Source organism: Lentilactobacillus kisonensis DSM 19906 = JCM 15041, assembly GCF_001434135.1.
Lineage (GTDB): Bacteria > Bacillota > Bacilli > Lactobacillales > Lactobacillaceae > Lentilactobacillus > Lentilactobacillus kisonensis.
In genome coordinates, this window is sequence record NZ_AZEB01000003.1 from 122,475 (window position 1) to 137,844 (window position 15,370).

The 15,370-nt window shown below is 41.2% G+C and carries 11 protein-coding genes; 4 read left to right on the forward strand and 7 right to left on the reverse strand.

Annotated elements, in window-relative coordinates; translation table 11 throughout:
- Positions 1 to 617 precede the first annotated feature (617 nt).
- Entirely contained in the window at positions 618 to 1,523 is a 906-nt protein-coding gene (locus FC98_RS02945) for a helix-turn-helix domain-containing protein (protein WP_008856678.1), read from the reverse strand.
- 844 nt (positions 1,524 to 2,367) lie between these two features.
- Here FC98_RS02945 and FC98_RS02950 point away from each other — a divergent pair.
- Entirely contained in the window at positions 2,368 to 4,224 is a 1,857-nt protein-coding gene (locus FC98_RS02950; RefSeq protein ID WP_056949173.1) for a cation:proton antiporter family protein, read from the forward strand.
- Positions 4,225 to 4,331: 107 nt separating this feature from the next.
- Here FC98_RS02950 and FC98_RS02955 read toward each other — a convergent pair whose 3' ends face one another.
- The gene (locus FC98_RS02955; RefSeq protein ID WP_008856145.1) at positions 4,332 to 4,778 is read right to left on the reverse strand and encodes a hypothetical protein; all 447 of its coding nucleotides are present in this window, start codon (positions 4,776 to 4,778) and stop codon (positions 4,332 to 4,334) included.
- Positions 4,779 to 4,887: 109 nt separating this feature from the next.
- On the reverse strand, positions 4,888 to 5,541 hold the full coding sequence (locus FC98_RS02960; protein ID WP_008856146.1) for a hypothetical protein: 654 nt from the start codon (positions 5,539 to 5,541) through the stop codon (positions 4,888 to 4,890).
- Between the two features lie 200 nt (positions 5,542 to 5,741).
- Here FC98_RS02960 and FC98_RS02965 point away from each other — a divergent pair, with 200 nt between their 5' ends.
- Both FC98_RS02965 and FC98_RS02970 read left to right on the forward strand, forming a co-directional pair.
- Positions 5,742 to 8,534 carry a DEAD/DEAH box helicase gene (locus tag FC98_RS02965; RefSeq protein WP_056949174.1) on the forward strand — a complete coding sequence of 931 codons (2,793 nt, stop codon included), beginning with the start codon at positions 5,742 to 5,744 and terminating at the stop codon, positions 8,532 to 8,534.
- Positions 8,535 to 8,865: 331 nt separating this feature from the next.
- Positions 8,866 to 9,921: a Fic family protein gene (locus tag FC98_RS02970; RefSeq protein WP_008856148.1), complete on the forward strand. Its 1,056-nt coding sequence runs from the start codon at positions 8,866 to 8,868 to the stop codon at positions 9,919 to 9,921.
- 263 nt (positions 9,922 to 10,184) lie between these two features.
- On the opposite strand, the gene FC98_RS02975 is transcribed toward FC98_RS02970, so the two are convergent.
- Together FC98_RS02975 and sfsA are read right to left on the reverse strand one after the other, a co-directional pair.
- A complete protein-coding gene (locus FC98_RS02975) occupies positions 10,185 to 10,877 on the reverse strand; it encodes a glycerophosphodiester phosphodiesterase (RefSeq protein ID WP_008856149.1) in 693 nt (230 codons plus the stop codon).
- A gap of 126 nt (positions 10,878 to 11,003) precedes the next feature.
- The gene (gene sfsA, locus FC98_RS02980) at positions 11,004 to 11,750 is read right to left on the reverse strand and encodes a DNA/RNA nuclease SfsA (RefSeq protein ID WP_056949175.1); all 747 of its coding nucleotides are present in this window, start codon (positions 11,748 to 11,750) and stop codon (positions 11,004 to 11,006) included.
- Positions 11,751 to 11,881: 131 nt separating this feature from the next.
- On the opposite strand from sfsA, the gene FC98_RS02985 reads away from it, so the two are divergent.
- Positions 11,882 to 12,415 carry an HdeD family acid-resistance protein gene (locus FC98_RS02985; protein ID WP_040471186.1) on the forward strand — a complete coding sequence of 178 codons (534 nt, stop codon included), beginning with the start codon at positions 11,882 to 11,884 and terminating at the stop codon, positions 12,413 to 12,415.
- Between the two features lie 76 nt (positions 12,416 to 12,491).
- Here the strand turns inward: FC98_RS02985 and FC98_RS02990 are convergent, their stop codons facing one another.
- A complete protein-coding gene (locus FC98_RS02990; protein WP_056949176.1) occupies positions 12,492 to 13,118 on the reverse strand; it encodes an NADPH-dependent F420 reductase in 627 nt (208 codons plus the stop codon).
- A gap of 746 nt (positions 13,119 to 13,864) precedes the next feature.
- Positions 13,865 to 15,013 carry a glycerate kinase family protein gene (locus FC98_RS02995; RefSeq protein ID WP_008856154.1) on the reverse strand — a complete coding sequence of 383 codons (1,149 nt, stop codon included), beginning with the start codon at positions 15,011 to 15,013 and terminating at the stop codon, positions 13,865 to 13,867.
- Positions 15,014 to 15,370: the final 357 nt, after the last annotated feature.

Here is a 15,370-nt window from a genome sequence, read left to right on the forward strand (position 1 = left end):
ATGGTATCTGAACAAATTGCAGTTTGTAAGTTGGTTAGAAATTTAGCAAATGAGTTTTAATTTCAGTGGTCCTTATCGAGCAAGTCACCCCGTTAACACAGAGATTTACTTAACTACAGCTCACATTGTATCCGCTTTCAGGAAATCATATTAACTTGGTTTTTAACCGGAATTAGTTAATTTGTGACCATATAAATTGATAATAACTTTTCCGTTTTTTTCGAAAGTGAGACTATTTTATCTTTATAAGTTTAGACTGTTGATCAAAAAATGAGCATCAGTTAAAGCAAAAAAATTATTTGCCTTAACTGATGCTTAGATTCGAAATTACTGTTGGAATTTTGTTTTTTTGGGTGGTGTTCTGTTTTATTAGGGTGAAACTACTTTGCAACACAAGGAATTGTGTAAGTCACTTAGTGAAAAGTTTGCTTTTGTGGTTGTTCGCCGTTGTATGGCGTAGGACCGTTTCACAAAGCAGAAGCTTGCACCTAAGCCTTCTCAGGACCGCTCCACAAAGCAGAGACTTGCACCTAAGTCTTCTCCGCCAAAAATCCAAGCCCAGGATTTCTGGCGGAGAAGGCTTAGGCTCCAGTCTCTAACCGCTTTGTTCCGCTCACTTACTCAAAGTGCCCACTTTGTGCCACCGACCTTACCGTTCTCTTCGGGCTGATTTGTTTTCGGTACTCACTTGGCGTAATTCCTGACCACTTTTTGAATTGCTTACTGAAATTTGAAATGCTGCTGGCACCCATCATATACGCAACATCTTCAATTGAGTATTCCATATACCCCAACAGCAACTTAGCTTTACGGTATTTCTTTTCATCAATGAATCGAAGCGGGGTCATGCCATACACCTTTCTAAACGTCCGGTGCCCATAGCCACTGCTAATGTCAATTTGCTTGCAGATGTCTCCAAATGAGAACTGATGGTGATCGCTCTTATCAATCCCCTCCGTTATTAACGTTGCCATCTTTCGGGCGACCTTAGCCTCTCGTTCAGTGAAATGGAGTTGATCCTCACGGGAGAATGCGGATAATTTTTCGGTCAACTCATATAAATAACTCAACAACCGAATTTGAATTTTGAGGTTAACCTGCTCTTCCGTCAGTTTGACACCCTTACTGTACTTAACAATGTCTAAAGCCGCAGCCATCGAGGCCTTGGCAACCGGATTATCCGGTGGGATCACGGCATTTGCAATGTTACTGATAATCGCTGACTTAAGTCCCAGACTCTCAAAGTTAAAATGAAAGCAAATATAGGTCATTTCTTTGTCTTTACTGGCATTGCGATTATTGTGGAGTGTCCCTGGGGCAATAATTAACGCACTTCCCGGCCCATACGTCATGGGAGCAAGCCCTTTCAACGTCGTTGTTTGCGAGCCTTTCAAGACACACATCAATTCAAACGCTTGGTGCTTCTGCTCAAAAAAGCTCCAGCCCCCTGGAACCGTATGCTGGTGACCACCAAATATATATAGCCCAGATTCAACAACTGGTATTGAAATAAAATTTTTCATATTTGTTCACCTCGAGTGAGCGTAGCAAAGCGTTTAAAAGCCGGAGCTTAGGTTACCTTCGTCGAAAATCCCGGGCTTGGATTTTGGGTAAAGGTGGTCTAGGTGCAGGCTTTTGCTTTGCGCAGCTGTCCTAAAAACAGTGAGCAGAGCAAAGTGCTTAGAAGCTGGAGCCTAAGTTATCTCGGTCAGAAATCCCGGCTTTGGATCTTTAGCCGAAATAACTTAGTTGAAGGCTTCTACTTTGCAGAGCTGTCCTAAAATTAGTGAGTGCAACAAAGCGCTTAGAGATCGCAGTGTAAGTCTCCTTGAAAAAAAATCCCTGATTTGGAGATTTTTGTTCGAGGTGTTTACGCATAGACTTTTGCTTTGTGCGGTCATCTCACATTCAACATTGAAATCGCTATCACTAACATAATAAAGGGATCTAACAAGTTAGTCAACTAAACCAACTTACCGACTTTGTTCAAAAGTAACCCTTAATTTGTCAAATCCTGAACCTAACTTACCTAAAAAATAATTTGAAAAATAACTCATTTCTATTGTTTTTATAGCTGCTTTCCATTAAGGTGTTATCTGTTCGATTGAATTCATTTAAGCATGACAGCAAAGCAGAAGTCTGCACATAAGCACCTCGGGTAAAAATCCCAAACCCGAGGAGACTTATGCTCCGACTTCTAACCGCTTTGCTCTGCTCACTGTTTTTAGGACAGCTGCGTAGAGCAGAAACTTCCACATAAGCACCTCTAACAAAAATCCCAGAACCGGGGATTTTCTGTTAGAGGAGACTTATATTCCAGTTTCTAACCGCTCTACTCCGCTCACTTTTCGGGGAAGGGGAAGCAATATGGATCAATTATCCTTAGTTATTATTCTACTGGCAGCGTTGTTTGTCCCGTTAGCAATGGCCAGATTTAAAATCACCTTTTTACCAACAGCAGTTGTGGAAATCATCATTGGGGTTATCTTGGGGCCCTCCCTCTTTAATTGGATCGCCGCCTCACCGACGCTGGATATCTTACAGAATGTTGGGGTGATTTTCTTACTGTTCTTAAGTGGAATGGAAATTGACTTTAGTCTATTCAAGCGCAAGCCGTCCCGCTTATCACCTCTAGAAGAAAAAGGCAAAAAGAGTCAGCCCAAGTATTCTGTTTTGCAGATTGCTTCCATGAGCTATCTTTTAATCGTCGTCATGTCAATTATCATGGGCTATGGATTGAGATTAACTGGCCTCTTTTCTGACGTTTGGCTGGCTGCCATTCTATTTATGACCATTTCGCTTGGAATCGTTATTGCCAGTCTGAAGGAACAAGAGCTCCTCAGTAAACCATTTGGTCAAACAATTCTCTTAATCGCCGCTCTGGGTGAAGTTGTGCCAATGATTGGGCTCACCTTTTACGCTTCGGCTTACAGCCCAAGTTCCAAATCACTATGGTTAATTCTATTAATCTTAGTAGCGGCCGCCCTGTTGTTCTGGCGTTTTAAAGCCTTTTTCAGAATTTTTGACACCATCAATAAATCAACGACCCAGTTAGACGTCCGGTTGGCGTTCTTTATGATTGTCACCCTTGTCACTGTGGCGGAAACCGTTGGGGCTGAGGGAATTCTGGGCGCCTTTTTAGCCGGTATCGTTATTAAACTTCTAGAACCTCATGAAGAAACCAAAGTACGGTTGGATTCAATCGGTTACGGCTTTTTCATCCCGATTTTCTTCATTATGAGTGGGGTCAATTTAAATCTACGGCAATTAATTTCTAACCCACACATTTTGGTACTCATTCCCGTTTTATTTGTCGGCTACATTATCGCCAAAGTATTAGTTTACTTTGTCCTCCGCAAACGGTTCAAATCATTTAACGCCGTTGCCGGCACCGCGATGAGTGCGACCACCATTACGGTTGTCTTGGCTGCTCTCCAAGTTGCCCAGCATTTGCACAGGATGACCAACCAGCAAGCCGGGGCTTTTCTGTTGGCAGCAGTGATTACCTGTGTTGTCGGTCCGTTGATTTTTAACAAACTGTATTCCGCTGAAGCTGAGGATCTCAAGAAAACCACGGTCCATTTCATTGGCACTAACCTCACGACCGTCCCGGTTGCCCAACAGTTAGCCAAGGGGTGGTATGACGTCACGATGTATACAAATAATCAACACAATTACCGCGCGTTCAATAGTGAAGTTACCATTGATTTACTCGACAATATGGAACCTGGCTTCATGGTCAACAATGGCGTGTTTGACGCTGATATCGTTGTGTTAGGCCAGGTCAACTCCAAGAAAAACTATGAATTGGCTAAAATTGCTAAGAAATACGGTGTTCGACGAGTCATCGTCCGCTTTGAAGACCGGAATATCTTAGACGAGAAACAGGATGAATTAGACCGTTTAGGCGTTGAACTCTACAACACACCTGACGTCAATATCAGCATGCTACGAGCATTGATTGAAGCACCATCAACCATGAAGCTCATGACTTCAACGGAATCCAGCGTGTACGAAGTGGCCTTACGGAATCGCAAGTATGCGGACATCCAAGTTCGAAATATTCCGTTTATCGACAAAATTACCGTCACCCAAATTTACCGTGATAAACGTTTCATCAGGCCAACTGGTGGCACCCCACTTAAGTTAAATGACCGGATTATTTTTACAAGTAGCAAACAGGAAGCACCTGAAGTTCGAAAGGAACTTGGAAAGCTGAATTAAAATTACTCATACAAAAGATCTCGCATCCGGCATCATGCCAGTATACGAGATCTTTATTTGCTTATTCGGTTATTGAGCGACTTCAAGGAGGTAAATCAAGCTACTGTTTATTTAAACAATTCCCGATTCACCACCCGATACCGGGATGTTACTGAATTGTGATTGAAAAATCGGTCAACGATTCGGACATCCTCTGGTTCACCTACCCAACAATAGTGACAAAGATGGTTAATCTGAATTTGTTTGGCCAACATTTTAAAGCCCGGCACTTCAAACGTCTTAACCATTTCCATCATCTTTTCTGGATACGTTAACGTGTAGCCAGCATGGGTGACAATGCAAGTGAGGTCCCAATCGGGTTTTGAATAAATCGTTGCCCCGCCAAGCTCTTTAAAAACATGGAATCCTAATCGTTTGAGGACCGGGACAATGTCAATTGCCAACCGGTCGCCATCCGCGGGAGCCACAGCAGCTTCCTTAATGAGGGGAATCACGTCGTTTTCAGTTCTTCCCTGAAATAATTTGATTAGTTTTTGTTCAGATGCGTGCGCCATTTTGATTACTCCATTTCTAATTGATTTGATTTCGCTTGGGTACCGCTTTCATTATATAACGGTTAGCAACGATTTTCGAATTGAATCACATCACTCACTTGTGGCCTATTCAGTGATCACTAATCACACAATTTTTGTATAACCATTTTAATGGCGGCTCATCATCAATCCCATCGTAAGCAGCCATTAGCTGTCGGAATGCTGTGAGTTTCTCATCCGCAACCATTATCATCCCAGCGCCAGCATGAACCATGACGTAATTGGCAAACAGAAAGGCCGTTGCTTCGTTAGCGTCAGCGTAAAATTGCTGGTTAACGATAACTAGGATTAGCCGTAGTGCCTTTAAAGTCGCTGAGTCTTCCGTGTGTAAGATCCCCTCAACGGCATTAGCAACCACGGCTTCATCAGCGGCTGGAATCATCCGGCCAGTTGCCACGACCTTGAAAGGTGCCTTTCGCAGCTGACCTGCCTTCAATGAACTTGCCATCGTTACTAGGCCATTAATTCTACTCAGAATTTCCACAGAACCAGGGTGATCATTTCGAATAACCAACTCAACGGCACTTTGCAGCCGCCGAATCAGCTGGGTATCTTCCATAGAAAGGCCATAGACGTCCGAACCGAGGATAACTGTCTCAGCTTCACGCAGGGTCGCTTTGCCTCCAGAAAGCCGGGACATTGAATAAACTAAGGTGATCATTTCTTTGATTACTAACTTTTGATTATCTTTCATAGTTAACGTTACTTTATCTGGGAAATTCATTTTTTGGCTCCAAACTGTTATTTTATGAATTAAAATTGATCTCTTTTATGATAATAGAGAGTTTACTATCAAAAATCCAGCTTCATTGATAATGAAATTTCGATACTTCAACTAATGTCAACCCAATTATGAATAAACACCATTTATGTTAAAATAACTGCAAGCGCTATCTATATAAAACAACTTATGAGGACGATCAAATGAACAATAGACGTCAAATCTTTAATATTGATGACAAGAAATACGAATTATTAAGTATTGGTGATGGCCTTGGCAAACTTACTTCACAGCGGTTAGCAATCCTCCGACAGGTCGACACGGATAATTGTGTTGTGATCACTACCCAGGAACTCACCCAACTAACTCATTCCGGCTCTGAAACCAATACCATTTTAGATAATCGCCTTCATTTATATAAGCAGCGCTTTATCGGGCGAACTGACGTGTATGCCCATCGTTATTACAACAAAAAGATGGGCAAATATGCATATAGCCCCGTTGTACCATTCGAAAATGGCCGTCCACTTCTCGATCATTGGATCCCTCTAACGGATGAAGATATTCGTCAGCATTTGACTGGCAAGAAGTTTTTAGGATTCTACCCAATGTTCGCCGACAATACAACAAAATACCTAGTTTTAGATGTTGATGGTCATCATGACGGTGACAAGTGGCAAGAGATTACCCATTCAATTCAAAAGGTTTGTCAAAAAAATCAAATTCCCTTTTTAACCGAACTATCCCAATCAGGACATGGATGTCATCTTTGGATCTTCTTCAAGACTCAACTTGCGGCTGCAGATGCTCGTAGACTAGGAGATGCTATCCTTAAGGAAACGATGGCAATCAATCCAAATTTATCATTTACTGCATTCGATCGGATGTTTCCCAGCCAAGATCTTATTAGTGATAAAAGAATTGGTAATTTAATTGCCGGACCATTACAAGGTGAGCGAAGAAAGGCTGGTAACAGTGTTTTTATTGATCACTCTTTTAAGCCATTACCCGATCAATGGCAGGCATTATCGGAAATTGCATTACTGGATCCTAATCAGTTAGACGCGTTAATCAGTAACCTTTCAAGCAAAAATGATTTCCGGCTCTTTGATGATCAGAAAGCACAAACCGACTTATTAACCGAACCCCTTAAAATTAATCAATTAATAACAATTATTCGTAGTAATTCCCTATTCTTCAACAAATCTGAATTAACTGACCACCAAATCAATCAGCTTAAGTGGTTTGCATCATTTAAAAATCCAATTTTTTATGAAAAGCAACGTCACCGAATGCCAATGTTCAACGTTCCCCGAATCATTAGTCTGTTTGATGAAACCAATGAATTTCTTGCTTTACCAAGAGGATTAGAGGAAGAAATCACCGGGTTAATCCCACATATTAACTGGATTGACAAAACAGTTACCGGTCAACCAATTCATGCCAAGTTTAACGGCACGCTTAGATCTGAGCAGCAATCTGCTCTCCAAGAATTACTTGACCACCAAATCGGCGTTCTCGCTGCCCGAACTGGATTTGGAAAAACGGTCATCGCTGCCGCCCTCATCTCAAAAATTGGCGTCAGCACGTTGATCCTCGTCCATGATAAGGGATTGGCAAAGCAGTGGATTGAACGACTTAATCAATTTTTAGAGATTAAGGATAACCCTTTTATAAAGGAGCTCACTCCCACAGGTAGACAACGCCACAAAAACGTCATTGGCCGCTATTTTGGCACCACTCATAATCGTAGTGGCATTATCGATGTTGCTACTATTCAATCTTTTAAAGATGATGCTGCCAGCAAGGAGATTCTAGACCAATACGGATTAGTAATTAGCGATGAGGTCCATCATGATGCCGCATTTACATTTGAACAGATAGTCAAAAAATTGAGTTGTAAGTATTTATACGGATTATCAGCAACTCCTTATCGCAGGGATGGGCAAGATCCGATTATTTCGATGCGCTTTGGCCCAATCCGATATCAAACCGCGCCAATTGATGAGAAGACACTTAATCAAGTAAATCGAGTCGTCATTCCTCGTTTTACAAGCCTTGGCGTTACCAGCTTGGAAATTGCTAATAATGATATCAATCGTAATTATGAAGCAATTATCAATGACCCTACTCGAAATCAATCAATTATTCAGGATATTACAGATAATTTATCACAAGGCCGGCATGTTCTTGTCCTGACAAGAAGAGTTGAGCACGTTCATCGACTCGCAGAAATACTGAATAATCAGCAATCAGTATTTTTACTTTATGGCGAACAGAAAGACAGGGAAAATACAAGGGCCATCGACCAAGTGAATAAACTTGACGGTCCTTATGTATTGATCGCAACTGGTAAGTATGCTGGTGAAGGCTTAGACATTGCTTCTATTGACACACTGATTCTTGCAATGCCCCATTCTTGGAAGGGTAATAGTGTTCAGTATTTAGGAAGAGCTCAACGAGACTTATCCAAGAAATCAGAAATTCGCGTCTACGATTATATTGATATGTTCGTTCCGATGTTAGCAAAAATGTATCGCAAACGGCAAAAGACATACAAAGAGCTACATTACACAATTACAGACGATGCCCATAGCCAACAATCAGGGATTAAATTCTTTGATGGTCATTATCAGCAAAACATTCTAAAATCACTAGCAAGTGCGCAACAGCTTCGAATCATTACAAATAAGCTCGAACCATTCCTACAGACTGAAGTTTTAAAGGACGTTCCTCAAGATACCAAAATTAATATTTTGACCAACAAAGTAACAGCCGAGGAAAAACAGCAATTTAATAGAAAAAGTATTACTTACAGTTTATATGATCGAAACTTACCTAACTGTTTAATCGTTAATAATCAACAAATGTGGTTATCTTCTGATCTGGGCTTTAGTCGCAACAGTGGTATTACTATTCGAATAAACCAACCCGAGCTAATCAAACAATTTGTGGGGATGCTGATGAATACGATTGATCATTTAAGCGAAAGTTAGTAGTTAATGGGGTCAATGGAACATCCATACGAAAAGTAGCGGTAGGAAGACGAATTAGCCAAGCATGAATGACGCTTGTTGTTCGTCTTTTCGTTTAAGCTTTTTTAGCTTGAGTCGGTTCACTTCGCGATAAAAAGTCCCGGCCGTTGTCGCTGAGTTCCCGTAAACTTTTCCTGGCTAATTTTTTCGGCTCTATAAGCCCGAAGCTGATCGAACTGCCGATTTAATTTTTTGTTATGGATGTTCTATTGACGCCATATTATTTACTTTATCAGTATCATCTATATAGTTTCGGTATCAAATGATGTAAAATGATACCGAAAGGAGTGAGATGACCCTGAAAAAATTTGATTATAAAACTTTAAATCATTTAGAAATAACCGCTTCAATGAATGACAAGTTGAACCAAATTTATGAACTTAAAGGACGTTTATCAGTCACGTCAATCACCTATAAAGAAGCCTTAGATCACTTGGTTAATGTTGCTAAGGTCCAGAGTACTGATGCTTCTAATCGAATTGAAGGAATTTATACCAGTAACACTCGGTTAAACCAATTGGTTCATCAAAAAACGAGCCCACGTAATCGCAGTGAGGCGGAAATTGCAGGTTATCGGGACGTCTTGGCTTTGATTCACGAACAGTACGCCTACATTCCGATTAATAACAGTTCGATTTTAACGCTGCATAAGCGTTTGTTTAGCTATACCAATAGCACTTGGGGGGGCCAATTCAAAGATTCTAATAATCAAATCATTACCGAATATGCGAACGGCAAACAGAAAGTTCGTTTTCAACCACCAGCAGCGTATTTAACCCCGCAATTGGTTCAGGAACTTTGTACTAATTATAACTTGGCAGTCGATCAGCAAACTTTTTCACCACTTATTTTATTGGGTGCTTTTATCTTTGATTTTGTTTCGATTCACCCGTTTCGTGATGGTAACGGTCGAATGTCGAGACTGTTAATGCTGTTAACCATGTATCAAGCACAACTTAATGTCGGAAAGTATATTAGCCTGGAAAAACTAATTGAAAAAACGAAGCAGTCTTATTATGAAGTGCTTAAGCAGAGTTCTTTAAATTGGCAAAATAACCAGAATGACTATGCACCCTTTCTAGATTATTTTTTGGGTGTCATTTTACAAGCATACCGCAATCTTAATGATCGGCTCAACCTAGTACAAAACAAATCAGTATCTGCAGCGGACTTAATTCTTAAAACATTGGGACAGGAATTAAAGCCAATGTCCAGAAGTGAGCTGACAGCCTTGATTCCACAATACAGCGATATAACAATCAAGCGAGCTCTTAGTGAATTGAAGAAAAGTCAGCGAATACAACTTATTGGCAAGGGCAGATCTTCAAAATATATTTTGAACAATTAGTGACCGATTGCTTAGATACGCTGGGAAAGTTAGCCATCGCCTTAGGAAAAAAGCTTGAGGTTTCTTTAAAGTGATAAATTTGCTTCAGTTTGTTCGAAGTTAAACTTGCAGGTTTCAATTCCGTCTAATAAATCAGGAATAATGAATTAATCAAAATAGGAAGGCCGCTATAACATCCACATTGATGAGAGATGTTATAGTGACCTTCCTATTTGAGATGGGCTGTCAGCTGAATATTATATTTGATTTCAATCCTACTAAGGTTATGCTAAAACAGTTTCCTTAACCTTCTCAGCACCTTCAAAATTATTAGTAAAAATTCCCGCCACATTTTGAGCAAACAAATGCTTTTGTGCCTTGGGATCATCAACAGTCCAAATTCTTTCCTTGATGTGACGCATTGGCACATAGTGACTCAAATGAAGCCCCACCAAATGTTCTTTCGCCATTAATTCCCGTGGATTTTTAATGTCGTGTTCTGACAAGAAACAGTACTGCTGAGTTGGGTCAATCTTGTAAGCGATCTTTAATGAATCCAAGTTAAATGATGAATAGATGACCGGATAGACAAGATCGTAATCTTTAATCATTGCCAATACCATCCGTTCAATGTTTCGATAATGAATCTCGTTTGTCTTAAATTCTAAGTTTAAGTGAACGGGCTTGTGATCAGCGAGGGCTAATAGTTCCTTTAACATCGGTACCTTCTCGCCATCACTCAGTTGAAATTGCCGTAATTCCTTGAAGGTATACGAGCGAATTTCACCGCTCCCATTAGTTGTTCGATCAATTTTTTCGTCGTGCATGATAACCGGAACGTTATCTTTGGTCAAATGAACATCAAATTCCAAGCCATCAATACCATGAGCAATTGCGTACGCGAATCCCTTTAATGAATTCTCTGGAAACTTATGCGGATAGCCACGGTGACCAAAGATCAATGTTTTACTTACCATTATAATTAAGTTGCTTCCTTCCAAAATGCCAAATCAAATGCGATCGACAAGGATACACGAGTCACTCGCACTAACGTCCTTAACATAATAACACGGTTCAGAATACTTTCAAGAAATAATCATAGCTTATTTTGTAATCGACGATGGTAAGCCATCACTAGTAAATATTTGATTGAGATCAAACGGAACTGGTTGATTTAAAATCAACTCATTTGGTGTCACACGACAATCATAAGCCACAACGTGAACACCTTTTTTCTGGGCCCGGTCAATTTCAAGTGCAAGTGGTTCAAAAATATCCTGATCAATCGTCACTGTCCTGATATTTTGCATCTGAATGACAAAAAACAAATAAGCTAGGTACCCATCGTCAATAGCCCGCTCTAATGTTTGAACGTGCTTGAGTCCCCGAGTTGTTGGCGCATCTGGGAAGGCTGCGATTCCTTGATTTGCTAACGTAACCCCCTTTACCTCTAAGAAAAACGGGCGATTGTGGTCATCCTTCCCAGAAAAATCTAACCGTGAATCTAAATAGGTGACTTCTGGCATCACCTGCACAATTTTCGCGATTTCTGGCAGCTTAATGTCATTGGCTGTCAGCCCATCTTTGACTACTTTATTAGGCGCCTGAGAATCAATATTAATCCAGTTTAAATCATACTTCTTGGCAGCTACTAAATCATACTGCGTTTTCCGTGCTGGATTATCGTTTTTAACCAACGAGACCGTTACGCCAGGCTGCAGAATCGTTGTCCTTCCCGTATTTTTAACGTGCGCCACCACGGTTTCACCTGTATCAATCAATTGGCAATGAGAAATGAACCGATTAGGCCGGTCGATGAAACGGGCAAGGTGATGATTTGGGTACTGCATGATTTGGAGCCTCCTTAGTGGTAATGTTTTGATAACACAACGTCAGTATACTAAATTTTCCGCATTAATTACTGTCGTTTTGATAACATTACTCGTATTATTAAGATAGTAATTATGTTGGGGGAATGAAAATGTACTCATTTATTAGTCGTATCCGAAATTATATTTGGCTCAAAAGTATCGCCTACATCATTTTTGGCTTACTATTCTTGTTTGAGCCGCACGAAACGCTCAACCTCTTTATCAATATATTGGCCATCTTCTTTGCCGTCTTTGGGATTATCAACTTACTCTCTGGTTGGCGGCAACGATCCCGTGATGATGTCACGAGCTATAGCTTAACAATGGGCGTCTCCCAGCTAATCATTGCCCTCATCATTTGGGTGTTTGCAAAGCCATTGCTGGCATTTCTACCGTTTATTGTCGGCTTAACCCTTGTGATCATGGGAATTTCCAAAACGGTCGATGGGATGCAGCAACACCGGCAATATGTGAACGTCTCACCATTTCCGAATAACCTTTACGGAATTCTCTTGGCTTTAGTGGGGATTTTGCTGATGTTTAACCCATTTAGTACCGTCCTAGTCGTCTTACAATTCTTCGGCGCAACCCTTGTGGTGATGTCCATCATGGATATCGTGATGGCATGGCGCTGGAGCCATTAATGATCAGAACTTGAATAGAACAGTTTAGGCGCAACTTCCACAAAATCTAGTGAAGTTGCGCCTATTTAATACCATTTTATCCTTTTTTCAATGCTTCAATGAGCTGCTCACGATTAGCTCGCATCGTATAGGCCGGCGTCCCATTCTGGAACCGAAAGCCCTCACGCAACGGACCAGCATCGTAGACATCAAAACCAAATTGATCAATTAATGTCGCAACAGCCATCTTAGCAGCTGCATTATTGCCAGCAATTGGCAATGTTCGCCGGTTAGGATCTTCCTTTGGTAATGCAGTTGAAATTAAGTCCCCAGCAAAAATCGAATTGAAGGCCTTCACGACTTTTGAATCTGGCAGATGAGCTTGTAGAAGTTCGCTAGTAGTTGTCTTACCACTATCCAAATCTGCAATATGACCATCCCTTGCCGGGTAATAATTCATTGTATCGATCACAACTTTTCCCTCAAGTGGTTCAACCGGAACCGTTTGATAATTCTTTAATGGAATTGTCACGACAACCAAGTCACCCTCTGTCGCGGCACCCTTAGCCCACGCAGCTTTAGCATGCGGTCCCAATTCGGCCACCAAATCTGCCAATGTTTCGGGATCCCTTGAATTACTAATAATCACGTCATCGCCATTTTTGATGGCTAGTCGAGCTAAATTACTGCCAATGTGGCCAGCACCAATTAATCCAATTTTCATTGCAATACTTCCCTTCTTTCATGAACATCACTACAATGCTAAGACTAAAAGATTTCCCTAGTTGGTTTCAAGCAAAGTGTCCTTTAATTTCAGTATGACTATCGTTGATCATATTGTTTAGTATTTCACAATAGTTTATAATAAAGATGTGGCGATCTGATTTTTGTGCTAATCGCACTATTTTCTAGTCAAGTTTTAAAGTGACACCTATTATCTGTTATTTGATTACCAAGCGGGGATCCTATATAGTTCGAGAATTCTGAGGGGATTCTGGAAAAATTTACTAGATTCTACTAATTCAGTTTAAAGTTATCATAATGTGTGTGCACGGTGGTAAATAATCGACCAAATTTAAACTAGCCTGATCGAGATCTCCAATTACCGATATACCACTTAAAGGTGTTATCGCAAAGTGATACTTTCTTTTCAGAGCTAGCGGCCACATATTCTGTTACTAAAATACCAATTACTCGTTTTATTTTACATCGATGCCAATATGATAAGCGTGGTTAGCGCATCCGTCCACATAAACTGGGAGATGATCCCAAAATTTAATAGAGCTGCACAGTCATTCTTGAATTTAGAATGATTGTGCAGCTCTATTAGTTGGCAAAGACATGCCATTTCACCATAGTGCGTATCTAAATAATTAATAATCCCCACGTAGAACCTTTAGATAGACACTATGATTGTGTTACGATACCGACTGATTTGTTTCACGTGTAACATTTTGAATCCAAAGGCAATTACTTCGTCAACGTTTTCTCAATCAACCGGCCAATATTTTCTGCCACTTGAGCAACATCATGAGTTGCCGTATTCAGTGCTTCTGGTAGTGTTTTTACGCCAGCGACACTGGTAAAGATTGCGTCAATCGATTTCTCAGAATATAGTTCACTAATTCCGTCACCGACGCTACCAGCAATTACAATCACGGGTGCCTTTGGCGCAACTTGTTTGGTTGCCAGAGCAACACCATAGGGGGTCTTTCCAAATTTAGTCTGAAAGTCAATTCCCCCTTCACCAGTAAAGACAAAATCGGCACCAGCTGCCTTCTGCTTTAAGCCACTATACTCAACCACAATATCAACCCCTTTTTCCATGGTTGAATTGGTGAAGGCGAGTAACCCAGCGCCAAGGCCGCCAGCAGCTCCTGCCCCAGCATAGTTAGCCAAATCTTTGCCAAGATCGGCCTTAATAACGGCAGCATAATGCTGTAAATTGCTATCCAAGGTCTCGACCATCTCCGGTGTAGCTCCCTTTTGCGGTCCAAAAACGGCAGAAGCGCCGTCCTTGCCTACTAATGGGTTCGTCACATCAGAAGCAATCAAAATCTCTAAGTCTTTGATTCGCGGATCTATTTTAGATGTATCGATTCGCTCAAGCTGATCAAGTTGACCACCACCAACTTGAATCTGATTACCAGCTGAATCTAGTAAGCGAGCGCCAATTGCTTGAGCCATCCCGGCGCCACCATCGTTAGTCGCACTACCGCCAATTCCTAAAATCAGCTTTGAAATTCCTTGGTCCAAAGCCTTAAGAATTAACTCACCCGTTCCATAAGTGGTCGTGATTAATGGATTTCGGGTCTGTTCATTGACAAATTGAATGCCACTGGCTTGTGACATTTCGATGACACCGGTCTTACCATCACCGAGGATACCGTACTTAGCATCAACCTGATTTCCAAGTGGCCCAGTCACTTTTTCGGTAATTAGGTTCCCCCGGGTTGCATCAACAAGAGATTGAACCGTCCCTTCGCCACCATCGGCCATTGGGACCAAGGTAAAATCAGCGTCTGGATATACCCGGGCAAGCCCAGTCTTCATCGCTTCAGCGGCTTGCTTAGCGGTCAAGCCTCCTTTAAATGAATCGGGTGCAATTACAAATTTCATAGCATGTTATCCTCCTAAAAATAAGTGAGTGGATCCAGGCGGTTAGAAACCGGAGTATAAGTCTCCTTAGACAGAAATTCCTGGGCTTGGAATTTTTGACCGAGGTGCTTATACGCAGGTTTCTGCCTGGAGGAGCTGTCCTAAAAATAAGTGAGCGGAGCAAAGCGTTTAGAAACTGGAATATAAGTCTCCTCTAACAGAAATCCCTGGTCTTTGGGGATTTTTGTTAGAGGTGCTTATGTGGAAGTTTCTGCTTTGCGCAGCTGTCCTAATAAGTGAGCGGAACAAAGCGCCTAGAGATCGGAACGTAAGTCTCCTCTATCGGAAATTCCTGGTTTTGGAATTTTTGGTAGAGGT

Bases quoted from the DNA above. Each gene is read 5' to 3' on its own strand.
- FC98_RS02945 (WP_008856678.1), bottom strand. From the start codon at position 1,523: ATGAAAAATTTTATTTCAATACCAGTTGTTGAATCTGGGCTATATATA.
- FC98_RS02950 (WP_056949173.1), top strand. From the start codon at position 2,368: ATGGATCAATTATCCTTAGTTATTATTCTACTGGCAGCGTTGTTTGTC.
- FC98_RS02955 (WP_008856145.1), bottom strand. From the start codon at position 4,778: ATGGCGCACGCATCTGAACAAAAACTAATCAAATTATTTCAGGGAAGA.
- sfsA (WP_056949175.1), bottom strand. From the start codon at position 11,750: ATGCAGTACCCAAATCATCACCTTGCCCGTTTCATCGACCGGCCTAAT.
- FC98_RS02965 (WP_056949174.1), top strand. From the start codon at position 5,742: ATGAACAATAGACGTCAAATCTTTAATATTGATGACAAGAAATACGAA.
- FC98_RS02975 (WP_008856149.1), bottom strand. From the start codon at position 10,877: ATGGTAAGTAAAACATTGATCTTTGGTCACCGTGGCTATCCGCATAAG.
- FC98_RS02995 (WP_008856154.1), bottom strand. From the start codon at position 15,013: ATGAAATTTGTAATTGCACCCGATTCATTTAAAGGAGGCTTGACCGCT.
- FC98_RS02985 (WP_040471186.1), top strand. From the start codon at position 11,882: ATGTACTCATTTATTAGTCGTATCCGAAATTATATTTGGCTCAAAAGT.
- FC98_RS02960 (WP_008856146.1), bottom strand. From the start codon at position 5,541: ATGAATTTCCCAGATAAAGTAACGTTAACTATGAAAGATAATCAAAAG.
- FC98_RS02990 (WP_056949176.1), bottom strand. From the start codon at position 13,118: ATGAAAATTGGATTAATTGGTGCTGGCCACATTGGCAGTAATTTAGCT.
- FC98_RS02970 (WP_008856148.1), top strand. From the start codon at position 8,866: ATGACCCTGAAAAAATTTGATTATAAAACTTTAAATCATTTAGAAATA.